The sequence below is a fragment of the Flavobacterium nitratireducens genome (assembly GCF_029625335.1).
GTDB classification, from domain to species: Bacteria; Bacteroidota; Bacteroidia; order Flavobacteriales; family Flavobacteriaceae; genus Flavobacterium; species Flavobacterium nitratireducens.
Genome location: NZ_CP121111.1, coordinates 994,400 through 1,020,763, shown reverse-complemented (window position 1 = coordinate 1,020,763; position 26,364 = coordinate 994,400). Strand labels below are relative to the sequence as shown.

Annotated in this window: 9 protein-coding genes; 2 read left to right on the top strand and 7 right to left on the bottom strand. The window is 34.6% G+C overall.

What is annotated here, in order from left to right:
* The 7 genes from P5P90_RS04795 to P5P90_RS04765 form a co-directional block, all read right to left on the bottom strand.
* The gene (locus P5P90_RS04795; RefSeq protein WP_278036070.1) at nt 1–9,168 is read right to left on the bottom strand and encodes an HYR domain-containing protein; all 9,168 of its coding nucleotides are present in this window, start codon (nt 9,166–9,168) and stop codon (nt 1–3) included.
* Between the two features lie 417 nt (nt 9,169–9,585).
* Nucleotides 9,586–10,593 carry an FAD:protein FMN transferase gene (locus P5P90_RS04790; protein ID WP_278036069.1) on the bottom strand — a complete coding sequence of 336 codons (1,008 nt, stop codon included), beginning with the start codon at nt 10,591–10,593 and terminating at the stop codon, nt 9,586–9,588.
* A 20-nt stretch (nt 10,594–10,613) separates the two neighbouring features.
* A complete protein-coding gene (locus tag P5P90_RS04785; RefSeq protein WP_278036068.1) occupies nt 10,614–12,788 on the bottom strand; it encodes a PepSY domain-containing protein in 2,175 nt (724 codons plus the stop codon).
* A gap of 12 nt (nt 12,789–12,800) precedes the next feature.
* Nucleotides 12,801–13,283, bottom strand: a complete 483-nt coding sequence (locus P5P90_RS04780) for a DUF2271 domain-containing protein (RefSeq protein ID WP_278036067.1) — start codon at nt 13,281–13,283, stop codon at nt 12,801–12,803.
* Nucleotides 13,284–13,287: 4 nt separating this feature from the next.
* Nucleotides 13,288–14,805, bottom strand: coding sequence for an ankyrin repeat domain-containing protein (locus P5P90_RS04775; protein WP_278036066.1), 1,518 nt, complete (start codon nt 14,803–14,805; stop codon nt 13,288–13,290).
* Nucleotides 14,806–15,055: 250 nt separating this feature from the next.
* On the bottom strand, nt 15,056–19,951 hold the full coding sequence (locus P5P90_RS04770; RefSeq protein ID WP_278036065.1) for a LamG-like jellyroll fold domain-containing protein: 4,896 nt from the start codon (nt 19,949–19,951) through the stop codon (nt 15,056–15,058).
* Nucleotides 19,952–20,364: 413 nt separating this feature from the next.
* Nucleotides 20,365–22,728 carry a TonB-dependent receptor gene (locus P5P90_RS04765; RefSeq protein WP_278036064.1) on the bottom strand — a complete coding sequence of 788 codons (2,364 nt, stop codon included), beginning with the start codon at nt 22,726–22,728 and terminating at the stop codon, nt 20,365–20,367.
* 220 nt (nt 22,729–22,948) lie between these two features.
* Between P5P90_RS04765 and argS the strand changes: the two genes are divergently transcribed.
* Both argS and ffh read left to right on the top strand, forming a co-directional pair.
* Complete coding sequence (gene argS / locus P5P90_RS04760; RefSeq protein ID WP_278036063.1) at nt 22,949–24,727, top strand: arginine--tRNA ligase; 1,779 nt, start codon at nt 22,949–22,951, stop codon at nt 24,725–24,727.
* A gap of 138 nt (nt 24,728–24,865) precedes the next feature.
* Nucleotides 24,866–26,224 carry a signal recognition particle protein gene (gene ffh / locus P5P90_RS04755; protein ID WP_278036062.1) on the top strand — a complete coding sequence of 453 codons (1,359 nt, stop codon included), beginning with the start codon at nt 24,866–24,868 and terminating at the stop codon, nt 26,222–26,224.
* Nucleotides 26,225–26,364 lie beyond the last annotated feature (140 nt).

The following is a 26,364-nucleotide window of genomic DNA, read 5'->3' as shown; positions in this document are numbered from 1 at the left end:
TTATTTTATAATTATTTTTTGGCTCATTTCTCCTTTATCCGTTTGGATTAAAACGAGATATACGGCAGAACTAACATTGTCAATTGGAATTTGAATTAAATTTTGGGTTTGATCGTCTATTTTCCAATTGCCTATTTTTTGTTTAAGAATATTGAATAATGAAACCGATTTGATGTTTACATCAAAGAAATAATTTCTAATATTTAAGAGTTTAGTTTCATTTGTATAATAGCAAATTATTCCATTGTCAATTTTGGTTTCGTTGATACTATATGATTTGTTTACAAACTGTATTGAGAATCTGTTTTTGTATTCTCCTGGTGCCAATGCGATTTCAAAATTGGCTTTTCTTAAATCATGATATATTCTTGAAATATTGTCGTAAACATAAATAGCAAAGTCTGCTGGAATATTTTCTAGAGCATCAATTTTAATTGTAGCTTTTCCTTCATCGGTAATTTTTAAGCCAAAAGGAATTATTTGCTCAATATCAAAGTTTGGAATACCCTGAATAATAAACGGATTGTTTTCTAATTCCCAATACATATCATTGTCTTTCACTTCAATCATTAGGGCATCGTATCCAAAATCAAATTTAGTAGTTGTATTTGGATCGGTTCCTAGTAAAATTTGTCTATGATATCCAATTGGAGAGTCAAAACCTAATCTAATTTTCATTCGTTTATCTATAGTTTCTTTGGCAGCAAATGAATTTTTATCATTAGTGTTTTTCATAAAAATAGAATTTCCAGAACTCTCCCTTACAAAGGCACGTTGACTATTTTTAAAGCTAAATGAACCACCAGTAGTAGTGCTACCAGTAGCATTTATAAAAAAGGCTTGTCCAACTGGAATATAGCGTTGAGGTATTTTTGAACCTGTTGCGCCGTTATTTACGTTTAGGGGGTCATTGGCTATCGCAGCAACACCACCCGTTAGGGTATAGGTTGCATAGCCTCCTTCATACTGAGCCAAAATATGGTTATTTGATAAGCCAAAATGATCCCAAAAATACAGGGCACCTCCAAATGTATTAGCGATTCCTCGACAACCGTTACAATCTTTTAGATTGTCTTTTATAAATTCATCGGCATCCAATGCACTTGGGTAGGGATTACCTATTAGATAGGTTCGTAATAAAGCGATGTATTTATTGATAGTTCCTGAATTAGGTTTACCAGTAAAAACATAATTTTGTGTATCATTGATAGGGGCAGTACCTCCGCTTCCTTTCATAGAGAAACCATCGGCAACAGCTATAAGTCCTGTGCTTGATTTATATTGCCATTGGTAGTAATTATCCCAATTTGAATTAGAAGCAGGGGTGAGTGAACTATAAGTCCATATCCATCTGTTGCTGATTTTAATAGGACTTGTCAAAGGCCCATCTGCAAAATAAGCACTATCACCAAAGGTGATATTTTTTGGGTTAGCACTGTCTGTTCCATCTCTTAAAATACCAGTCATTGAATAGGATGAATTATTGGCTGCACCTCTATTACTAACTGGCGAAGACCAATAGTTGTAATTGAAACTGTTTTGTTTTCCTTCTTGGTCTACTTCAATAAATCCAGTACTGTTTTCTTCAAAAATACTTTCGCTAAATTGAGTTGGAGCATATCTTTTTTGAACCAATTGTGATTCACCTACCAAATCAATTTTTCCATCTAATTTTAGATAGTGAGTGATCCAAAGTCCATGTCCTGGATTTGTCTCGTTTTGTATTCCTGAATTGGTAATAATCAATTCGTTTGACATTACTACTAGCCCAAGTAAAGTTAAATCCTGAGTATTAGAAGTTACTTTGTGATTAATTTTTACAATATTCCAATTGATAGGTTGATTATTTATTCCTAGGCTATTAGGAACATCCCAAACATCGTAATTGGTCCAAGTAGTATCTGTATTCCATGTTTGATTAGAAACTCTAGACGTATAGGGAATCGGTGCGGTTTGTTGTTGACTAGAATTAATATTGTGCAATCTTCCGCTTACACCTTTAAAGGCAACTAAATTTCCACAATTATTTGTCATTCGATAATAGCCTAAAAGATCGCTCCATAATAAAGGACTGTCTTCAAGACTGTTATTATCATTATCCGAACCTGAGATTCTTAATGGAATAACGACTCCACCCACATCGGTACCAGAAGCATCAATTTCCTGATTCATCATTTGTCTGATTTGTTCAACGCCTAAAGCTTTATTCCAAATTTTAACCTCGTCAATCCAACCGTTAAAATATTGGGCAGGGACATTTGAAGATTGATGCATAGCACCTAAAAGCGCTTCTACAGTAGTTGTAGTCGTAGCAGGAGCAGTACCATTTTTCGAAGCTATTTCTATACCGTCAACATAAAGTTTATAGGTTGTTCCATCAAAAGTGGAGGCTAAATGATACCATCTGTCTGTTCCAATAACATTAGTACCGGTGGAAATAGAATTACCTCCAGAGGCGTTGTACCAATTAAATCGGACTTGTCCATCACTGATACTTAAATCATAACCGCTAGTGTTGTTTCCTTTATCTTTTCGGGAAAAAACAGTGCGGGTTCCATTGACAGCATTAGGCTTCACCCAGCTTTCAATGCTAAATGTATTGTTTAGGTTGTAATTGTCTTTGAAAGTGACATAATCATTATTTCCATCAAAATCAACCGATTTACAATCAATAAGAGTAATGTTTAATTCGTCATAACATCCATTTGAGAGTGTCCATCTTAATTTGTAAGTTCCTGGGTCGGCAGTAAAAAGCGCGTCAGGATCAGTTGCGCTAGAGAAAGTTGCAGAGCTTCCACATGAAGAAGATGTGGCGCTAACAATAGTCCAAGTTCCAGTAATTCCAGTTCCTGGGTAATCAGTATCTCCGGAAGCAGTGTCTGGTACAACATAAAGATTAGTTTTCCAAGCTCCTTTAGTATAATTGGTTACAGCCGATTTTGTATTGTCATAAGCATTTAATTTTATACTGTTTTCTCCGCAATTACTGGTAAGGGGAGCATAATCTTCTCCAGCATAAGCTAAGCTAGTATTAATATTTACAAAACTTGTACCGGTAGTATTGTCTGTTCTACATCCATTTACTAAGGTTGTAACTCCATATTCTCGAATACCAGGAGTTTGAGGTGTTACAGTGGCAGTTGTTCCTCTTGCAATTACATCACCATTTTCATCTGTCCATTCTAATTCATCATCAACCTGAGCAAATGCGAAACCAACATCGTCTATTGCCCATGCGCTTCCTACGTTAAAAGTTTGATTATTAGTGCAATTATTAGATGAATGTTTTGGAAAAGTTACATTATTACAAGTTCCTCCACTTGGACCTGAATTGAAAGTGAATTTGATGCGTAAACCAGCCAGCCCTGCATATGGTCCTAAATTGATTGAGGTATATCTAAATGCATCGGCTATCAAATATTGTTTAGTACAGCTGGATCCTTTATATGCTTTTACACCAGTGGTTTTGCCAGCAATAAAAATGTCATTTTGCATGGTATTCAATGTTACCGGATAGGTGTTTCCTGCATCAAATGATAATTCTATTTTACCTGACCCCCCATTACAGAAATAGTAAGCAGTATAAAATGTCATTATGGCTTCGCTGGAAGTCATTCCGATGGTACTGAATACAGGTGTTTCTAATGTCGTAGTTCTGTTAGCTTCGGCAGCATGCGCAATGGCAAATTTTGTATTGTCTGATGTGTCGTAGTTAATTCCGCTAAAGGTTACATTTGGATTTGTATTGGAGTTCGTTTCTTTCCAAGTAGGTTCTGAATTATTATTACCACTGGCTGGGAAAAAACCATCTCTTCCATCAACACGCCATCCATCAGGTTGGGCATAGTTGAATTTACCCCCTTTTCCGAATTGTCCTTCGGGTTGATCATAAAAACTTTCAGCGTTTACAGTTACAGAACTACCTAAACAAATATCTAAAGCGGAATGGCTAACGATAATAGGGGGTTGATCTGGAGGTAAAAATCGGGCATAAGCTTCTGCTGAAGTTTTTATAATTGAAGGATTATCTGCATCAGTTATTCGCAATCTAACAAAGGTATCACTTGTTAATCCGATTAATGTGTAAGTTAGTAATCCAGTAGTATTTGGTATTGTGATCCATGTTTCACCATTGTCATTTGAATATTCCCAATTTAATACATGTGAGGCTTGTAAATTATAGGTTCCAATTGCTTGTAATGTAAATTGAATGTCTTTTGGAACGGTTATTCCGCCAGGACAAGCTGTAACTTCAATTAAGGAACTTGGAGGTTGGGGATTATCAGGAATTGGATTTACAATTACACCTGTTAAATAGGTAAATAAATTTTTTGGTGGTTCAACAGTTATTGTCGCTGTACAAGTGTTTGTATTTCCGTTAACATCAACGGCTGTTAATGTTGTAGTTGTTGTGTAAATAGTTTGAGAATCGGCAAACACACTAGGGAATACACTTAGGCTAGCTATTCCACAGGCATCGTTAGAACCATTGTCAACATCCGATGCTTTGATAGTTGCAACCCTAGTAATTGGATCCACTACAACAACATAATTTTTGCAAATCATTGTTGGTGGAGTGTTGTCAACAACGGTAACTATTGCGTTACAACTGCTACTATTTCCACCATTATCAGATACAGTAAAAGTCACATTGTTAGGACCAACATTACTACAGTTAAATGAATTGGGTGAAACGGTCATACTGGGAATTCCACAATTATCTGATGAACCATTATCTAAATTTAAAGCAGAGATGGTTACTGTACCATTTGAACTTAAATAAGCAGTATAGTTTTTGCAAACGGCTGTAGGTGGAGTATTATCTATTGCTGTAACTTTAAAAGTACAAGTACTCGTATTGTTAGAAGCATCTTTAGCAGTTAATGTGATAGTGGTTGTAGCTGCCGAAATTAAAGTTCCTGGTGCTGGAGTTTGCGTGATGGTTACATTACTGTCACAGTTGTCCGAAGTTGTAGCCAAGGATCTATAATCTTGTAAAACAAATTGACAATTGGCGTTAAAGTTAACATTTTGGTCTCCAGGACAACTAATAGAAGGATTTTCATTATCAACTACCGTGATTGTTTGATTACAAGAAGCGGTTAATCCTGAATTGTCAGTTACAGTCCAGTTAATAGTAGTATTACCAATTGGAAATTGGTAGGTTATCGTATTAATGATTACTCCTGATACTTTTGCCTCTACTGATGAAACATTACAATTATCACTTGCAATTGGATTTGTTATACTTACTGTTGTATAGCAATCACCGGTTCCATTTGAACTAGTGTTGGCAGTTATATTTACTGGACAAACAATCGTTGGAGGAATGTTATCCGTGACTGTAACCGTTTGATTTGCAGTCATAGTGTTCCCAGATGTATCAGTTACTGTCCAGATAACAGTTGTATTGCCTAATGGATAAGTAGTAGATGGATGATTATTTGTTACCGATGCAACCGAACAATTATCAGCAGTTATAGGACTGCCTATATTTACAGCAGTTGCAGTACAACCAGAATTAGTTGTAACATTAACTGTTGGTGGGGCTGTTATTGTAGGTTTGATGTTATCGGTTACAGTGATTGTTTTTGAACCTATTGTTGTATTTCCAACAGCATCGGTTACCGTATAGTTGATGGTAGTTATCCCTTTGTTAAAAGTAAAAGTTTCCACCTGACCAGCAGTAGAAGCTTTAATTGTAGCACCGCTAAGAGTATAAGCAATAGTTGATCCCGGACAATTATCAGCGAAGACTGCATCAGCTACCACAACCGAAGCGGTACAAACTCCTGCATCAGTATTCACAGCAATATTAGCTCCCGGAGTTACAGTTGGATTGATATTATCGCTAACTGTTACTGTTTTTGAGTCAGTTATAGTATTCCCAACAGCGTCGGTTACCGTATAGTTGATGGTAGTTATCCCTTTGTTAAAAGTAAAAGTTCCCACCTGACCAGCAGTAGAAGCCTTAATTGTAGCACCGCTAAGAGTATAAGCAATAGTTGCCCCTGGGCAGTTATCAGCGAAGACTGCATCAGCTACCACAACCGAAGCTGTACAAACTCCTGCATCAGTATTCACAGCAATATTAGCTCCCGGAGTTATGGTTGGATTGATATTATCCGTTACCGTTACTGTTTTTGAGCCAGTGATAGTATTTCCAACAGCATCGGTTACTGTATAGTTGATGGTAGTTATCCCTTTGTTAAAAGTAAAAGTTCCCACCTGACCAGCAGTAGATGTTTTAGTTGTCGCTCCACTAAGGGAATAAGAAATAGTTGCCCCCGAGCAGTTATCAGCAAATACTGCATCAGCTACCACAACCGAAGCGGTACAAACTCCTGCATCAGTATTCACAGCAATATTAGCTCCCGGAGTTATGGTTGGATTGATATTATCCGTTACCGTTACTGTTTTTGAGCCAGTGATAGTATTTCCAACAGCATCAGTTACCGTATAGTTGATGGTAGTTATCCCTTTGTTAAAAGTAAAAGTTCCCACCTGACCAGCAGTAGAAGCTTTAATTGTAGCACCGCTAAGGGTATAAGCAATAGTTGCCCCTGGGCAGTTATCAGCGAAGACTGCATCAGCTACCACAACCGAAGCCGTACAAACTCCTGCATCAGTATTCACAGCAATATTAGCTCCCGGAGTTACAGTTGGATTGATATTATCGCTAACTGTTACTGTTTTTGAGTCAGTTATAGTATTCCCAATAGCGTCGGTTACCGTATAGTTGATGGTAGTTATCCCTTTGTTAAAAGTAAAAGTTCCCACCTGACCAGCAGTAGAAGCCTTAATTGTAGCACCGCTAAGAGTATAAGCAATAGTTGCCCCTGGGCAGTTATCAGCGAAGACTGCATCAGCTACCACAACCGAAGCGGTACAAAGACCAGTATCAGTATTCACAGCAATATTAGCTCCCGGAGTTACAGTTGGATTGATATTATCGCTAACTGTTACTGTTTTTGAGTCAGTTATAGTATTCCCAACAGCGTCGGTTACCGTATAGTTGATGGTAGTTATCCCTTTGTTAAAAGTAAAAGTTCCCACCTGACCAGCAGTAGAAGCCTTAATTGTAGCACCGCTAAGAGTATAAGCAATAGTTGCCCCTGGGCAGTTATCAGCGAAGACTGCATCAGCTACCACAACCGAAGCGGTACAAAGACCAGTATCAGTATTCACAGCAATATTAGCTCCCGGAGTTACGGTTGGATTGATATTATCGCTAACTGTTACTGTTTTTGAGTCAGTTATAGTATTCCCAACAGCGTCGGTTACCGTATAGTTGATGGTAGTTATCCCTTTGTTAAAAGTAAAAGTTCCCACCTGACCAGCAGTAGAAGCCTTAATTGTATCACCGCTAAGAGTATAAGCAATAGTTGCCCCTGGGCAGTTATCAGCGAAGACTGCATCAGCTACCACAACCGAAGCGGTACAAAGACCAGTATCAGTATTCACAGCAATATTAGCTCCCGGAGTTACAGTTGGATTGATATTATCGCTAACTGTTACTGTTTTTGAGTCAGTTATAGTATTCCCAACAGCATCGGTTACTGTATAGTTGATGGTAGTTATCCCTTTGTTAAAAGTAAAAGTTTCCACCTGACCAGCAGTAGAAGCCTTAATTGTAGCACCGCTAAGAGTATAAGCAATAGTTGCACCCGAGCAGTTATCAGCGAAGACTGCATCAGCTACCACAACCGAAGCGGTACAAAGACCAGCATCAGTATTCACAGCAATATTAGCTCCCGGAGTTACAGTTGGATTGATATTATCGGTAACTGTTACTGTTTTTGAGTCAGTTATAGTATTCCCAACAGCGTCGGTTACCGTATAGTTGATGGTAGTTATCCCTTTGTTAAAAGTAAAAGTTCCCACCTGACCAGTAGTAGAAGCCTTAATTGTATCACCGCTAAGAGTATAAGCAATAGTTGCCCCTGGGCAGTTATCAGCGAAGACTGCATCAGCTACCACAACCGAAGCGGTACAAAGGCCAGTATCAGTATTCACAGCAATATTAGCTCCCGGAGTTACAGTTGGATTGATATTATCGCTAACTGTTACTGTTTTTGAGTCAGTTATAGTATTCCCAACAGCGTCGGTTACCGTATAGTTGATGGTAGTTATCCCTTTGTTAAAAGTAAAAGTTCCCACCTGACCAGCAGTAGAAGCCTTAATTGTATCACCGCTAAGAGTATAAGCAATAGTTGCCCCTGGGCAGTTATCAGCGAAGACTGCATCAGCTACTACAACCAAAGCGGTACAAAGTCCTGCATCAGTATTAGCGGTTTGATTTCCTCCAGCTGTTATAGTTGGATTAATAGGATCAGAAACATTAAATTCTCGGGTTTCAACATTTGTGGCTGATGCTGAAGAAGTAATTTCGAGTGAAACAAGATATTGACCAATTACTGATGGTGTGAAACTGGTTATGCTTGTTTCTAAACTATCGTTTAAAGTTCCAGTAGCTAAAATAGTAAGGTTTCCATTTGGATCTCTTACTATCCATTTGTAGCTAACATTGATTTCTGTTCCAGAATATCCACCTGCTAAATTAATTGGTGTGCAATCTGTGGCAGATATTGGACTTGTAAGTGGGTTAGTTATTTCGGTATTTACATTTCCACCTGATGCAGCTACTTCTCCAAAAGTATATACATTTGAACCTCCGCCAACACATGCAGCATAATTTTTAGTTCCAATAAATATTTCATTATTATTAGTACAACTACCACTAAAGTTACCACCGTTTTCTAAAGTTATTATAGCTGATGAAGGTAAGTTTAATCTAATTTTATTAGTATTAAAATTCAATACTCCTCCATTAATATTTAAAGTGTTCGTTAATAGGTTTATGGTGTTAGGCGAAGATGAAGGATTTAAATTTAAAGTTCCAATAATATTTATATTACCCATTGAAAGGGTCGACATATTCGATGTTATTGAAATTGTATTTCCAGTTGTAATTGTAATATTATAACTCCCTGAGATTTGACCCGGAAATGTTGTAGCATCAATCCATGAACTGCCTGAATATATTTCCCAAGATGAAATTGATTCCCAATTGCCAGAAGTTTTTGATCTAAAATCACCATCAACTTGGCCAAAAGAATTTACTAAGCTAAACAATAAAAGAAATAAGAATAAGTAGTTTTGTTTCATGATTTACACTATTTAAATTAAGAAAACAACTTTGTGGTATAAGCATTTACATAAAATTGAGTTATGTTTTTTTGCTGTGAGATGTTTTTGAAAGAGATTAGTTTTTTCTCTGTTCTTAGGAAATAGGGCTAATGTTTTTTGAAATTTAATTCAAGAAACAGTGAGGATCAATTTGTTTGGAAATCACTTTCTAAAGTGATACTGTAAAATTACTTATTTAAGTACTGTGACAATAGTTTAATCGATAACGTGTAGGATAACTCGATTAAATACAGATAATTGTAAGTGGTATATATTCAAGGTGTTTTTTTGTTGCGGCTAACAAAATTATAAGATTTTTAACACTTTGTTGTGTTTCTAAAATACTATTCGCTCAAGAATTGAATAATTTGTTTTTTGTAGGAAAAGTTTTTTAGATTATCTATATTTTTTTAACTCTTGCTTAGGGAAGTTTTTCGAGTAAATTATCTTTCCAGAATCAGTAATCATGATATAGCTATAATCTGGATATTGTTTCAATAATTGAATCGCTTTTTTTTTGCCTAGTATCATTGAAGACGTACTAAAACCATTTGCTATTTCGGCATTAGGACCAAAAACGGTTACACTACACAATCCTGTAGATGGATAACCTGTTGCAGGATTAATGATGTGTGAATAGCGTTTTCCATTGAAAACAACAAATTTTTCATAAGAGCCAGATGTTGTAACAGCGCCTTTTTTAAGCGGGATAGAGGCTAAAACACGATCAGGATGAAAAGGATTGGTAATACCAATATTCCAGGGTTTTCCATTTAGTTGTGTTCCCCATACACTCATATCACCAGTTGCGTTTATAATACCAGAATGGATGCCTTTAGCCAGCATCATTTCTTGGCATTTATTCGTAGCATAACCTTCGCCAAGCGCTCCAAAACCAATTTTCATGCCTTTTAGTTTTAGGAAAATGGTTGAATTCACACTGTCTAAAATAATGTTTTTATACCCTACTTTTTCTACTGATTTTTTAATGGTTTCTTCCGAAGGCATTTCGGTCATGGAACCATCAAATTTCCAGATTTTATCCATGGCTGCAAAACTGACATCAAAGGCACCATTAGTTATTTCTGAAAAATGCAAGGCTCTTTTAGTCAACTCAAAAACTTCTTTGTCGACTTTTACTGGTTGGATTCCTGCATTTTGATTCACTTGTGAAACTTGAGAGCTAGGTTTCCAATCGGAGATTAGATTTTCAATGCGACTGATTTCGGCAATGATGGTATCAATGTTTTTCTCAGCCGAAAGGGAGTCTTGTGCCACAATGCTAATGTCGAATCGACCACCCATAAGCATCGTTGTTCTTTTTCTTAACACTTGTGAATGACAAGTAAAGCTCAATAATAATAAGCCAATTAAAAGGGGACTATTGAAATATTTAGCTGTCATTTTATAAAAAGAAAAAGTGTTTAATAACAATCGGTCAAAATCAGCCCTTTGGCTTTGTACGTTGAAAGGGGAGTACTATTTTTAGCTAAGCAAATAGAGTCTAAAACCTTTTCTACATCAAATTGCATGGCCAATGCTCCGCAAATCATCACAATTCCATTGTTTTGTAATAAATCAGCAAAGAAATCGGCATCCATCTGAATCAAATCCATTACATAATGTTTGTTTGCTTCTCGGGAATATGCCAGATTGAAATTTTTCAATTGTTGTTTTTGTTTCATTTCAGAAGCAAAATTTTCATAATGCTTAGTAATTTCTGTTTTTTGGCGAAAGCCAGAATACAAATGAATTTCGGTTTTATTCTTGTTTTGTTCAATCATTCCTAAAAACGGAGCAATACCTGTTCCATTTGAAATCAAGGCTACCTTGGTTGCTTTTTTTGGGAAATGAAAAGCCTTATTATTGATGATTTGCGTTTTTATCGTATCACCTGCTTTTAGATTGTATAAAAATCCAGAGCCTAAACCATTCGGATGCAATTTTACTGCTAATTGAATGTTGCTATTATGAGTTCCAATAGAATACAAGCGTTCTCTATTGTCATTAGCTGGGTAAATAGCTAAAAGGTCACCGGAAGTGAATTTGCTTCGCATTCCGGCTCTTAAGGTCAGTAAAAATGTTTGTTCGTTCTCCGAAACCATAGTTTTGTCTAACACCATAAGTTGTTGTAAAACCTTTGGAATATGATTGTAAACGGATGGAGTAGTGCTAAGTGAAATTCCGGTTTTGGAACTCCACAATTTTACCCAATTGACAAACTCTTCTGCCGATTTATCATTGACTGTTTGCAATTCTAAAAAGCGATTGGTCCAAGATTGTTTTTCTAAAAGGGCATCTATTTTCTTAGCATAACCACAAAAATCAGGGTAGGATTGAGAACCAAAACCTATCACGGAATAATTGATTTGTTGTTGATGATTAATCTTTTCTAAAAGTGATTCAAATTTAGTAGCATTCGAGGGCGCATCACCTAATCCGTAAGTAGATGTGAAAATTAATAAATGTTCGGCTTTGGGATAGGCTGAATAATTGTTCATTTGCCCAATAAATGCTTTTTCGCCCTGGGCGATTAATTCTTTTAAAATAGCATTAGCAAAACGTAACGAACTACCGTTTTCTGAACCAACTAATAAAATGTATTTGCTTTCTTCGGCTTTATACTTGTTTTTAATACGGCTGGCTCTTCTTTTAAAAGTCATAGCAAATCCTGAATAGATAAAAAATAAGATATTCAATGATGCTAATCCAAGTATGAAAGCCCAGATTGCACTTGCTCTTCCGGTATGTAAATCCAGACTTAAATCGGCCAGTAATTTTGGAGTTGGGTATAATTCTTCGGATACAATTGCATTCGAATATTGGTTTACTTCAATTTTTCGGTCTTTTAATTCAAAAGTATAATAGTCTTCTTCATCATCTGAAAAGGGGAATTCAATTTTTGAAACTTCGGCTAATGAAGTCTGTTTTAAATCGAAAGTTTTTTGTTGGGGTTTGCTGTTTTCATTTGCTGTTTTTTCTCCTTTTTCAAAAAGATGAAAACGTTCCATAGATAAATATGTTCCCGAAAGAGCCAAAATTAAAATAGGAATCAAGGCCAAACGTCCCAATAATACATGATAATATTGGGCAAAATATTCTTTGATGATTTTTGAAAAAAAGTTGCGAATTCCTTTTTGTCTTTTTAGTACCAATACAAAACCAGAAATGGCTATTAAAAATAAAAGAAAGGCATTAATTCCAATGATAAGTCTTCCTGTTTCATGCAGAAATAAAGAACGATGCAAGCCCGTAATCCATTTGATAAAATCACTTTTCTTTTGAGGTGTACTAATGATTTTTCCATTGGTAGGATCTATAATTGCGTTGACATCATTTCCATCTTTGTCAATAGCCTGTAAGCTTACAAACTGATTGTGATCGACACTTATTTCTGTAATTTCTGGATACATTTTGCGAAGCGTAGACAAGGTTTTATCCAAAGAAATTGATTCGAAATTTTTCACTCTTTGAGACGGAATTTTCTCCTGAATAGCATCTACAGCAAGGATTGTACCTGTTACAGATGCTAAAAATAAGAATGCAGCAGAAAATACCGCCAAAGAGAGGTGAGCGTATCGCCAAACGGAAAGAGTCATCTAGCTATGTTGTTATATTTTGCTTAAACGTACGTAACGAATGTACCCTTTTCCTTCTGTTTTTGAAGTAATTCCTTCAGTAGTTAGAGGAATTTCGGCATCTATGGTATGGTATTTTTGGTCTTCAACTGCCGATTCAAAACGCAATTTGTAACCACTATTAATTTTGGCATCGTCAATTTCAATAGTAGTAATGCTTCTGTCTCCACCAGTAACTGAGGCTCCTGTAATGGCACTGATATTATTGGGTTTTTTTGAATAGAATTTATGCCATTCTTTCAACGTTTTGTACCATTTTTTATCGTCACCCATTACATAAAGTGTTTTTTCGTAAGCGCCTTTTGCATTGACTAAAGAAACAACGATGTAAGCCCCTTCACCCACATAGTTTGACATTTGTAACATGCATTTGTATTTGCTGCTTTGAGCTGAAGATTGAAAAGAAATTAGGCAGATAAATGCGCTTAATAAAGCAGTTTTAAAAATTGATTTCATTATATTATTTTAAAATTTCAACAGCAATGTTGTTTTTCGTTAGGGTTTCATTTTCTTTGGCTAGGTCGTAAGCCGTTTCGTCAAAGTCGGTTTTGATGTCTTTTTTAGCACCAATTGATAATAAATATTTCAAAATTGCATCGTTTTTTGCAATCATGGCCGCTTTATGTAAAGCAGTTAACCCATTTTTGTTCTTTGCATTGATGTCAATATTTAAATCGGCTAATTTTTTTAGCAAAGTTATATCATTTTTTAGCACAGCAAAATGATAAAGGCTGCTTCCGTCTTTTTGAGCTTCTGCAAGATGTAATCCGTTATCTTGTAATAATTTTAATTTAGTTGCAAATGGGTCTTCTTTAGGAGTAGTTGAAGCTTCAGGACCTCGACCGCCACCCAACATTTGAGGACGGTAAGATTGAATTAAATAATATCCTAAATTGTTTCCGTCTTTATCAACAACATTTATATCCGCTTTTTGACTTAATAAGAGTTCCACTGCTTTAGGGGTTCCGTTTTGAACGGCTAATGATAATGCCGACTCTCCTTTGGTATTCTTTAGATTGATATCTTTTACTTTAGAAACCAATAATTCCAAGGCATCAGATTCCCTTGAAGAAGCGGCATTCATCAAAGCCGTATTTCCGTCATTATCTGTTTTGTTTATATCAACTCCTTTGCTAAGGAAATAATCGATAATTTCATTTTGATTGGCTTTACGAACGATATTGTGTAAAACTGTTTCTCCGTCTGTAGAAATTACGCTTGGGTTTAATTTTAAATCTTCAGCAAGATATTTATATAGTTCTAAAGTATTTGCTTCACGTCTCGAACCTTGAGCTGCAATTAATAAAGCATTATTTGTTGGTATTACTCCTTTTTGAAGCAAGGTTTTCAAAACTTCTATATTTCCGGTTCTTGCTGCATAATCAAATGCAGTAAGTCCTTTGTTATCTGTGTCTTTTAATGAAAGTCCTTTGGAAATGAAATAATTAGTAAGTGTTAGGTCTTTGTCGTATGGAATTGCAATCAATAAAAGGTTAACTCCCTCTTTGTCTTTTTTCTTAGGATCCATTCCTGCTTTGAAAAAGGCATCATAAACAGTTGTGTTTTTTTGTCCGCTGCTTACTGCAAAAGTCAGGGGAGTATATCCTTTGCTGTCTTCAAGATTGAGATCAGAACCTTTTGCAATCAAATAATTGATGATTTCAACATTGCCTTTGTTGGAAGCCCAATGCAGGTAAATACGGTTATCATGTGTCATTTTTTTTACACCATTTCCTGGTTGTTCAATAAGGAACTTGATTGTTTCAGCAGGAGCATCGTTATTGATGGCAATAACTACCGCATCAAAAGCATTGCTAGTGCTTTCTGAAGGATTGTTTCCTTTAGCAATTTCAGCTTTAATAGCTGTAACATCTGGAGCAGATTTCCAAAAAGATTGTTCTAAAAGTGAATTTTTTTGTTGGGCATTAACCAAACTTATTACAGTCAAGGCAATTGAAACAAATAGATTTTTCTTCATTAGGATTTTGTATTTGTCGTTTAGATATAGTTTGATTCTTTTGGTTTAATTTAACTTAGTTATTTAGAATAAATAAAAATAAGACAAATGTAAAAATTTAAAATAGATATACTAGTATGAGAGTATTTTTTTTTTAGAAAAAATTATGATTTTTAGGGAGCTCATAAATTAAAAAAAAATCTTTAATTGAATTCCTCAATTCAATTAGAGATTTTAAAAAAACACAACAAACTAATTTATGAAAATGATATTATTCAACTAGAATTTTTTTAGTGAATTCTCCATTAGTAGTTTCCACTTTTACTATATAAACACCAATTTTTCCTTTTTTGAAATGAACTTGGATATTTGATTGATCTCTGTTTTCTTGAATCTTCCAACTTTCTATTTCATTTCCAGAGTCATTGAAAAGTCGAACTTTGCTTACTCTACAATTTTCGATTTCATTATTGATCTTTATGATGTCTGTTTTTTGAATATGAGTAATTGATATTTTATAAACAGGTTCTTCAACTACAGGTGGAGCGTCCGCTGGATTAAAAAAGCGCAATGAAAATCTTGTTGTATTAGTTCCAGCTACCAGATATACTTCATAAGTATTTAATCTAATATTATTGTACGTATTTGTTTCACTATCGTAAATGTAAATAGGCTGGTTTGCATCAAAATTTTCTAAATCATCAATTTTAAATTTGACAATACCTTCAGCGTCTGTTTTTATACCAAGAGGGTAAGAGGCATTTTTATCAAAAGCGCCTACCCCCTGAATTACAAATTTTCCGGTTCCAATTGAGAAAAATAAATCATTTGGAAAATTGTCAAAAAGATAGGCATCATAACCATAATCGATTTCGTCAGTAGCTTTCCCATCCATAAAACCTAATAAAATTTGTCTGTGGTAATCGTTGTGAGAGTTGAAGCCCAAACGTATTTTTTTATAGTTGTTAGCTTGAACAGGATCATTACCATTGTTTTGCCATAGTTGTTTGGTTTGAGCTGTTATTTTGTACATGGTATTTGAGTTAACCGCATCATCTTCTTTGTGGAAAGCTCTTTGATTGTTGTTATAGGTTATTGTTCCTCCAGCACCAGTTTTTCCAATTACAAAAAAGGCTTGCCCAACAGGTATATAACGATTTGGAATTCCTTTAGAAGGAGTTCCTAGTTTACTTATAAAGTCTACATTAGCAGAAGATGGAGCAACACCTCCTGTTAAATTTCTTGTAGCATAACCTCCTTGATAGTCTTTTAAGACATGAGTGTTGTTTGTACTGTAATGTTCCCAAAAATAAATAGTTCCACTTATGGAATTGCTATTGTCGTTTATAAAAGCTTCACTATCTAAAGCACTAGGATAAGGATTTCCAGCTAATAATAATTGATCTGCACTTACGGAATTCGAAGTTATTAAGCCGTTATTTGGTTTTCCAACAAATGTATAGTTTTGAGTAGCAGCTGGTGCTCCACTTCCTTTCATGGTGTAACCTTGACCAACTCTAATATCTGCGTTTTCATTAAATCGAACCCAGTTTGCATAAGCATTAGAATAGTTGTCAAATTTATATAGCCAATAGCGAGCAATGCTTATTGGCACTGTAGGCGAACCGTTATATCCTCCAATCCAATTGATAGTTTGTGGAGTAGTAGTTGTTCCATCTTTCATTACTCCTTTTACAGTATAACTTACATTATTGGTGGTTGTATTTATCGTTCCTACCGGAGAGCTCCAATAGTTGTAGTTGTATAGATTTGATTGTCCTTGTTGGTCTCTTTCGATATATCCTGAACTACTAACATCTAAATCGCTATCCATTGTTTGGATTAATTGTGATTTTCCTACCAAATCAATTTTTCCATTTAATTTTAAATAACTTGAAATTTCAATTTTCGAATTATTATTGGCACTAATAGCATTACTATTAACTAATAAACCTAAAACAGTTTTGTTTCCAGCCGAAGTTATGTTATGTGAAGTCTCCACAATATTCCACTCAATTGGAGTCGAATTGTCAATACCTAAGCTGTATGGCGGATCCCAAACAGTGTAATTGGTCCAAGTTTCATCGGTTTCCCATTCACCATTTGCTCCAGAAGTATATGGAATAGGAGCTGTATCTGGTTCAGGAAGATAGATTCCTTTTAGTTTTCCATTATTGGCATTACCTGATTTGTCTACAAGGTAACCATTACTTACATCGTCGGCATTGTTCATTTGAAAATATCCAGAAAGATTTGACCAATTCAATCCGCTAATATTTTTAGGAATAACGGCACCTTTAACGTTATTACTACCGTCATTTTCGATTTCTTGATTCATCATTCTTTGAATTTGGTCATTTGTTAATGCAATATTCCAAATGCCAAGTTCATCAATCCAACCATTAAAATAGTTGTATGGAACATCGGTATTTTGACTCATAGCACCAATAATAAAATCAACACTATTTGTAGTAGGATTAACTCCAGAGGTAGTTTTTTCTAAAATACCGTCAACGTATAAATTATAATTTGATCCATCAAAAGTAACGGCAACATGATACCATCTGTCTGTATCAATACTATGAGTAGTAGTGATTGAATTGTTGTTCCAATTAAAGGAAATGATATTGTTTACTAATTTTAAATCGTATCCATTTGTAGCTGTTGGACTAAGATGTTTCGATAAGATAGTTTGAGTATTGTTGTTAGTTTGATTGGATTTTATCCATGCTTCAATACTGAAATTACCACTTTCAAGATTGAATTTGTTTTTAAAATTAATATTATCATCTACACCATCAAAATTAACTACATTACATAGTTCTAATGTGACAATTACCTCGTCCGTTGTGCCGCAGCTTGTTGTCCATCTAAGTGTATAGGTTCCAATATTTGGACTGTAAAAAGTTGAAGTTGGACTCGTGTTATTGGAGAAAATTTCACCACCACCAGAAGGTCCACTTACTATAGACCATGTGCCAGAGGCTCCTGATGAGGCATTTAGCGTTACAGTTTCGCCACCGCAATAGGTTACTTGATCAGGACCTGCTAAACTGGATAGACATGAACTGTTATCGATAGCTACTGTTATTGATCCATCAATAGGTTGTTGACATACGCTATTGTCGTATCCTTGGAAGAAATAATTAGCAAAAGATGTTCCTGATGTAGCTCCAGTACCAGTAATAACTCCCGTTTCTAAGGAAACTTCAGGATTACATCCAGCACTTAATAAAATGGCGCAATCTGTTGTAACATTCAAATTAAAACTTAAATCGGCATAGACATATTCTGGATGATTGGCAGTAATAGGTAGGGTTCCTAAATTCCATAATATTCGGTTTGTTCCAGCATCATAATACGGTACATTACTGGTTGTAAAACCATTGTAAGTATGGTAGGTAATAGTACTTCCTGTATTAAATAAAGCTGTTGCAGGTATTGGTATAGAAACTAAAGTATTATTGGTAGCTTCAGTTCCTTCATTCGTAATATTTAAAGAAAAGTTTATGGCTTGTCCAGGTAGTGCATTTAATACGGGAGGATTTGTTACGTTATTGATAGAATTGACACTTATTAATCCTTGTGGATCTGGGACATAGGAGTCTACCGACATTGCAAATCCAAAGATGGTATATACCTCATAGGTAGATCCAAATCGAAAAGTAGTCGAAGTTTGATTGTTGCCAATTACTGTATTTCCTGCATTAGGGATGGTAAACATACTAAAATCAACCCCTGTGTTATTTTGTAAAATGGGGTCGCTAGCACCTGCAGTTGGTACAGGGTAGATAGAGGAGTTAAAGAAGTTATTTGTTGCGTTTCCTGCGTGGTTTAAAGTTAAGTAATTTGTACCATTATAGATATTTGGGTCAGCATTTAGTTTTTGTACAGCCAAATAATCACTTCCAGAATTGGTAGCCACGTCACCCTCAGCCGCCATAACCCCTAATTTCATATTAACTTGACCGGATGCCACTGTTGTAAAACCAGAAATTGGAATATTTCCAAATTCTCCACCACCAGATCTTTGACCATTTACGTAGGCATAACCATCAAACAATGTTACAGCACGGCTTTTCATTAATGGGTTTTCGTATATTACAACCATAACCCATCCGCCAGAATATCCTGGATTAGAATTAGTTCCTTCTACTAATGCAATATCAGCAACAGTGTAGGCACCCGCTCCATGCGCTTTAACGTAATCGGTAACTTCTTGATAGCCAATAAAAATCCCACTATGAGCAGAGCCTGGAAATAGTACATTATTACTTGCTGTTACAGTTGTATATGATGTTGCTCCCGGTCCTTTTAATGAAATAACTTTTTTATTGTAGTTTTTGCTTATAGAGTTAAAGACTTGAACATTAGCTATTGAGTTTGATGAATCTTGGTATTGTATTTCAGTTAATGATTGAGATGTGTTTCTTGTTAATGAATTGATTTTTAATATTGTTCCATCTAGCGGTAATGAGTATGGAGTGTTTAAAGTAGCTATTCCTGAGTTATAAGAAACGCCTACATTGTTTAGAGTACTTCCATTTATTGAAATTTTTACTCTATTACCCCCATTTGCATTGGTAAAATGAAATGCATATGTATTCCCTAGTGAATTTGTAAATGTGAATATAGGGTAGTAATCACCACTAGCGCCTCCTCTTGTGATTGTTAATTTGTAATTTGTATTTGTAATGTTAGTACTTGAATTGTGATGAACATTTTTTGAGGCTTCAAGGGCAGTTTCTTTTGTTGCAGTAAAAGTATCAGCATCCTGTGATTTTCCTGTCCAGTATAATCCCGCATAAATAATAGTTGAACAATCTGGGTTGGCGCTGTTTTCACCACCATTGGTTAATTCCAGCGAAGCTTTAGATGAATTCCATGTGTTAGAATCACCATCAATGTCAACATATTTCATGGCATTTCCTTCGTTGTTTGTGCCATTAGCATAATTGTTTAACGTAAGATTCGTATTTCCTAACATGGTAAAATCTCCCTTGATATTGTAGATTACCTTAGAAGGGGTAGCAGTTGAAGTTCTTTGGCTAAAATTTACTTGAGGAGAGGTTACAGTTTGCCCATACACTGAACTTGCAATCACTATTAATAGTAAGGCAAGGTAGGTGTTAAGGTTATTTTTTGTTCTAGAGTAATGTTTTTTCATAAGCTATTTTTTTTAAATGATTGCAGTTAAGACGACCATTTTTAAAAATGAATTTTGTTCAAACAGTTAGTTTGATGTCCAAAATTAATAAACTGCTTATAAATATCGATTAAGTGTTTGAAAAAACCGATGAAATACACTTTTTTAGCTTAAAAAGTAAGTAAATATTTATGATAATAAATGTTTGTAATTTAATCTATTGTACAGATTATCAGTAGATATGATTAAAAATTTCCAATGGTTTGCTTTTTTACTTTTTTTACAAATTCTTTTCAAATTTTAATGTTAGAGTGTTACTGAAAATGACTATTTAGATGACTGTTTTTTTATAAAAAAAAACAGTAGTAAAACTGCATTTACCACTGTTTTTTAATGTCTTTTCGTTATTAATTTGAAGTCAAATCGTACTTCTATTATAAAAATCCGCCACCTTGTGTTTCATTAGTGTCTCTTGTTTTTCTTTGTACAGCTTTGTTTTTACCAGTACCAAAACGATAATTAAAACCAACATAAACAGAACGGCTTTCCCAATTGAATTGGCCATATTGATCTTTAGGAATTTCTACTGTAAAACGATAGCGCATCGTTTTAAATAAATCACTAAATTTTAGAGTCACTGTTCCATTTCCTTTTAGAATAGTTAGACTTGAACCTAAATCTGCTTTCCACATTGGTTTACCTAATAATTGTAAACCTAAATCGCGACCTCTATACATTCCGAATAATTGGAAACGTAAATTTTTTGTTGCTTTGAATGTGTTGTTAATACGAGCATTTAAGGCTGTTACATCAGCCGAAACAGCTTCGTCAGAAACGACTCCTCTGATTTTTTTATTATAGGCATCTAAGCTAATATTAGAACTAAACCATTTAGCAAAATCCAAAGTAGATGAAATTTCAAATCCATAAGCATTGTTGTCATTTAAGTTAGCATAAGATAGAATCTGCTTGGACGCATCATTAGGATTTTCATATAAATTTCGTGTGATTTCAGAATTAATTCTTCGGTAGAAAAAGCCAGTAGTTATAGAACCATTTTTTAATTTTCGAGTATAATTCAACTCATAAGAATAGGTAAATTGAGGCTGTAAAGCAGGATTCCCTTCGGAGTCAATTTGTGGCGAACTCCATTCTCTAATCGGATTTAATTGATTAATGCTTGGTCTGTCCACACGTTTAGATACACTTAAATTAAATGAATTCTTTTCGCTTGGAGAATAATTCACATAGGCTGAAGGATATACATTAAAAATATTGGTGTTAAAAGAAGCGCTTTCATCTTCTTTATTAAAAACAGCTTTTGCTTCAAAATGTTCTAAACGGGTTCCTGCTTGAATGTTCCATTTGCCCCATTGTTTGGAATAGGTCGCATAGGCTGAATAAATATTTCGGTCAAAAACAAAGTCGGAATTAGGAATTTCGTCAACCTTGAATTTGTTCTTTGTACTTTCAATTCTGCTTTCTAATCCTAGCTCTAATTTGCTGCTTTCGCTTATTGGATTTACATAGTCTAAATTTACCAAAGTGTTATTTCCTTTAGTGTCAATGTAATTGGTTTTTGGGTTGTATATATAAAAAGCGGCGTCTTCAATATTTTTAGTATTGTTTTGATTGATTTCCAGTTCCAGTGTGTGTCCTTCTTTTTTAAAGTTCGTTTTATAATCTAAGTTATAAGTTTGTCCCAGGTTGTCAACAGCATTTAAGAATAATTGATTGATGTCTTGTTGATTCACAAAGTCGATGTAAGTTTCCGAATAGCCTTTTGCATCGAAAAAATTTTGATTAGTATAAAAGGAGATGGTGTTTTTTTCGTTCCAATAGAAATCAAAGCCCACTTTGGCAAGGTGTGAAGTGTTTTTATCTGTAAAAACATATTTCTGAATATCTTCTTCACCAGATTCGGTAGTAAAGATGTTACCATTATTGTTGTATTTTCCATGATTCAATCCATAATTGGCAAACCAATTGAATTTTCCTGATTTATAATTCATATCAAAAGATGAATTTACTTTTGGCGTTATAGCAAATGTAACTCCGTTATTCACGCTTCCATTAAAACCAATTTTGGTGTTTTTATTTAAAACAATGTTGATCATGCCGCTCATTCCTTCGGGATTGTATTTTGCCGAAGGATTTGTGATAAGTTCAATTTGTTTAATAGAAGCAGATGGAATTTGTTGAAGCACTTGTGCTGCATCCATGTTGGTCGGTTTTCCATCAATTAAGATTTTTACATTAGTGTTTCCTCTTAAACTTATGGCGTTTGTTTGAGGATCAACACTTACAGAAGGAATATTGTTCATGATTTCGGCAGCTGTTGCTCCAGCAGATATTAAATCTTTCCCCACGTTGATTACTTTTCTATCGATTTTTTGCTCTACGATCGACTTTTCACTCACAATTTCTACGCTTTTCAATTCAATAGCATCTTCTTCAATGGCTATGGAGTTGAGATTTAAAGATTTGTTTTTGTCTGTAAGTGAAATGATTTTACTGACCGTTTTGTAACCCATAAATTGTACTTCTATTTTATAAGTTTCCAATTCTAAGTTTTTAAAAAAGAACAAACCTTTTTCGGAAGTAACACCGCCTGTAATTACTTTGTTGTTTAGCAGTATTGTAATATTTACAAATGGTAAAGGTTCGTTCGTTTTTTTGTCGATAACTTTTCCTGAAATGCTTCCAGGAGCTTTTGTCGCAGGAATGGGGTTTGGATGTTTAGCTGTCATGGATACGATGTTTCCAATGAAGCAAAGTAATAAGAGTTTTAGTTTCATGATTGTATTTTTTTGAATTTTTGTTTCTAGTTGACAATGCAAACATACATCTTTTAGATAATACTTTGCAATACATAGTACTGTTTTTTATAAAAAAATAATCTCTTACAAATTAATGAGCTCGAATTAGAAGGTTTTTTGGGGAAATTTATCTTCTTTTCTGATTTTCATATCCGTCTATAATGATTATCTTTGCGCACTTTAAAAATTCATATACAAAATGACATTATCACAAACACTTACGCCATCTATAAAAAATGCTATTCAGGTTTTGTTCGACATCGAAGTTGATAAAGTTGAATTTCAGGCAACACGTAAGGAATTTGAAGGCGATATTACGATGGTAATTTTTCCTTTGTTGAAAATCATAAAAAGCAATCCAGTAGAATTAGGGAATAAAATAGGAAACTATTTAGTAGAAAATGTAGCTGAGGTTGCCAAATTTAATGTGGTTTCTGGATTTTTAAATATTGTAATTTCGGATATTTATTATTTGAATTTTTTCAACGAAATTAAAGATGATGTTGACTATGGTTTTGTAACTCCAAGTCCAGATGACAAAGCAGTTATGGTAGAATATTCTTCTCCTAATACAAACAAACCATTACATTTAGGTCACGTACGTAATAATTTATTGGGTTATTCGGTAGCTGAAATTATTAAAGCTTCCGGTAAAAAAGTATATAAAACACAAATTATCAACGACAGAGGTATTCATATCTGTAAGTCGATGTTAGCTTGGCAAAAATTTGGTAAAGATCAAACTCCAGAATCTACTGGTTTAAAAGGGGATAAGTTGGTTGGGAATTTCTATGTAGCTTTTGATAAAGCATATAAAGAAGAAATTAACCAATTAATGACTGAGGGAAAAACCGAAGAAGAAGCAAAAAAACAAGCGCCAATTATTTTAGAAGCTCAGGATATGCTTCGCAAATGGGAAGCTGGAGATGAAGAGGTAGTGTCCCTTTGGAAAACCATGAACCAATGGGTTTATGATGGTTTTGCTACAACCTATAAGAATATGGGTGTTGATTTTGATAGTTATTACTACGAAAGCAATACTTATTTGTTAGGAAAAGATGTAGTTCATATGGGATTGGAAAAAGGAATTTTCGAAAAAGATCCTGATGGTTCAGTTTGGATTGATTTGACTGCTGAAGGTTTAGATCGTAAAATTGTATTGCGTTCTGACGGTACAGCGGTTTACATGACTCAAGATATTGGAACGGCTATCCAACGTGTAAAAGATATGCCGGATGTAGGAGGGATGGTTTATACAGTAGGAAATGAGCAGGATTACCACTTTAAAGTGTTGTTTTTAATCCTGAAAAAATTAGGTTTTGAATGGGCTGATAATTTATTTCACTTATCGTACGGAATGGTGGATTTACCTTCTGGAAAAATGAAATCACGTGAAGGAACTGTGGTTGATGCTGATGATTTGATGAAAGATATGAGTGATACCGCTCAGCAAATTTCGGAAGAATTAGGGAAGCTAGACGGTTATTCAGACGAAGAAAAAGCGAAGTTGTATAAAACTATCGGAATGGGAGCTTTGAAATATTATATTTTGAAAGTAGATCCTAAAAAACGTATTCTTTTTAATCCTGAAGAATCAGTTGATTTTGCTGGGAATACAGGACCTTTTATTCAATATACCTATGCTCGTATTCAATCGATTATAAGAAAAGCTGATTTTGACTTTTCTAATGTAACTTCTATTAATAGTATTCATGAAAAAGAGAAAGAATTGCTAAAACAATTACAATTATTCCCTGAGTTAATTCAAAATGCTGCTCAAAATCATAGTCCGGCTTTATTGGCTAATTATACCTATGATTTGGTTAAAGAATACAATTCATTCTATCAGGCAGTACCCATTTTAGGTGAAGCCGATTTAGAAATTAAAAAGTTCCGTGTTCAATTGTCTAAAAAAGTTGCCGATACAATTGCAGCATCTTTCAGACTTCTTGGAATTGATGTTCCAGAGAGAATGTAATTACAGAATTAAAACGGCTTCTTTTTGAGGTCGTTTTTGTGTTTAATAAAGTGTAAAATCAATGCCAATAAACTAATTATGTAATTGTCTAATTATCTAATTAGTTTATCTTTGCATTTCAAAAAAAATAACAATATCATGTTTGATAATTTAAGTGATAAATTAGACAAAGCCTTTCATATACTAAAAGGTCACGGTAAAATTACCGAAATTAACGTTGCAGATACTTTAAAAGAAGTACGTCGTGCTTTGTTAGATGCCGATGTGAACTTTAAAATTGCTAAGGATTTTACGGCTAGAGTAAAAGACAAAGCAATTGGTCAGGATGTATTAACTACTTTACAACCAGGACAATTATTGGTTAAATTAGTAAAGGATGAGTTAACAGAATTAATGGGTGGTGATGTTGCAGGAATCAATTTGCAAGGTTCGCCAACAGTAATTTTGATGTCTGGTTTACAAGGTTCTGGGAAGACTACTTTTTCTGGAAAATTGGCTAATTATCTTAAAACAAAGAAAAATAAAAAGCCGCTTTTAGTAGCTTGTGATATTTATCGCCCTGCGGCTATTAATCAGTTGCATGTAGTAGGAAATCAAATAGGAGTTGATGTTTACTCAGAACCAGATAATAAAAATCCTGTAGTTATTGCCGAAAATGCGATTGCTTTTGCAAAAGCAAACGGTCTGAATGTAGTGATTGTCGATACGGCAGGTCGTTTAGCTGTTGATCAGGAAATGATGGACGAAATTGCACGTGTTCATTCTGCAATTAAACCACAGGAAACCTTATTTGTTGTGGATTCGATGACAGGTCAGGATGCTGTAAATACTGCAAAAGCATTCAACGATATCTTAAACTTTGACGGGGTTATCTTAACCAAATTAGACGGTGATACTCGTGGTGGAGCTGCTTTGTCTATCAAATCGGTAGTCAACAAACCAATTAAATTTGTAGGTACAGGTGAAAAGATGGAAGCTATAGATGTTTTCTATCCAGACCGTATGGCTGAGCGTATTCTAGGAATGGGGGACGTTGTTTCCTTAGTAGAAAGAGCTCAGGAGCAATTTAATGAAGAAGAAGCTAGAAAATTACAAAAGAAAATCGCTAAGAACGAATTTGGTTTTGACGATTTCTTGGCTCAAATTCAACAAGTAAAGAAAATGGGTAATATGAAGGATTTGGTTGGAATGATACCAGGTGCTTCTAAAGCCATGAAAGATGTTCAGATTGAAGATGACGCTTTCAAACATATCGAAGCCATTATTTATTCGATGACTCCTGAAGAAAGAAAAAAACCGGCCTTAATTGATGTTAAAAGAAAAAACAGAATTGCAAAAGGTTCTGGAACGAAGGTAGAGCAAGTGAATCAATTGATGAAGCAATTTGATCAAATGAGCAAAATGATGAAGATGATGCAAGGTCCAGGAGGAAAAAACTTGATGAAAATGATGGGAGGAATGAAAGGGATGCCAGGTGGAATGCCAGGAATGAGATAAATTTTTTGTTTAAAGTTTAAGGTTCAACGTTTTTGAATCTTAAACTTTAATTTTAAATAGAAATAACAATTAAAATTTTGGTTTAACTTTTAGTTGGGTTACCTACAGGAGAACTTTAAACTTTAAACTTTAAACTTTTT

Bases quoted from the DNA above. Each gene is read 5' to 3' on its own strand.
- P5P90_RS04795 (WP_278036070.1), bottom strand. From the start codon at position 9,168: ATGAAACAAAACTACTTATTCTTATTTCTTTTATTGTTTAGCTTAGTA.
- P5P90_RS04790 (WP_278036069.1), bottom strand. From the start codon at position 10,593: ATGACAGCTAAATATTTCAATAGTCCCCTTTTAATTGGCTTATTATTA.
- P5P90_RS04785 (WP_278036068.1), bottom strand. From the start codon at position 12,788: ATGACTCTTTCCGTTTGGCGATACGCTCACCTCTCTTTGGCGGTATTT.
- P5P90_RS04780 (WP_278036067.1), bottom strand. From the start codon at position 13,283: ATGAAATCAATTTTTAAAACTGCTTTATTAAGCGCATTTATCTGCCTA.
- P5P90_RS04775 (WP_278036066.1), bottom strand. From the start codon at position 14,805: ATGAAGAAAAATCTATTTGTTTCAATTGCCTTGACTGTAATAAGTTTG.
- P5P90_RS04770 (WP_278036065.1), bottom strand. From the start codon at position 19,951: ATGAAAAAACATTACTCTAGAACAAAAAATAACCTTAACACCTACCTT.
- P5P90_RS04765 (WP_278036064.1), bottom strand. From the start codon at position 22,728: ATGAAACTAAAACTCTTATTACTTTGCTTCATTGGAAACATCGTATCC.
- argS (WP_278036063.1), top strand. From the start codon at position 22,949: ATGACATTATCACAAACACTTACGCCATCTATAAAAAATGCTATTCAG.
- ffh (WP_278036062.1), top strand. From the start codon at position 24,866: ATGTTTGATAATTTAAGTGATAAATTAGACAAAGCCTTTCATATACTA.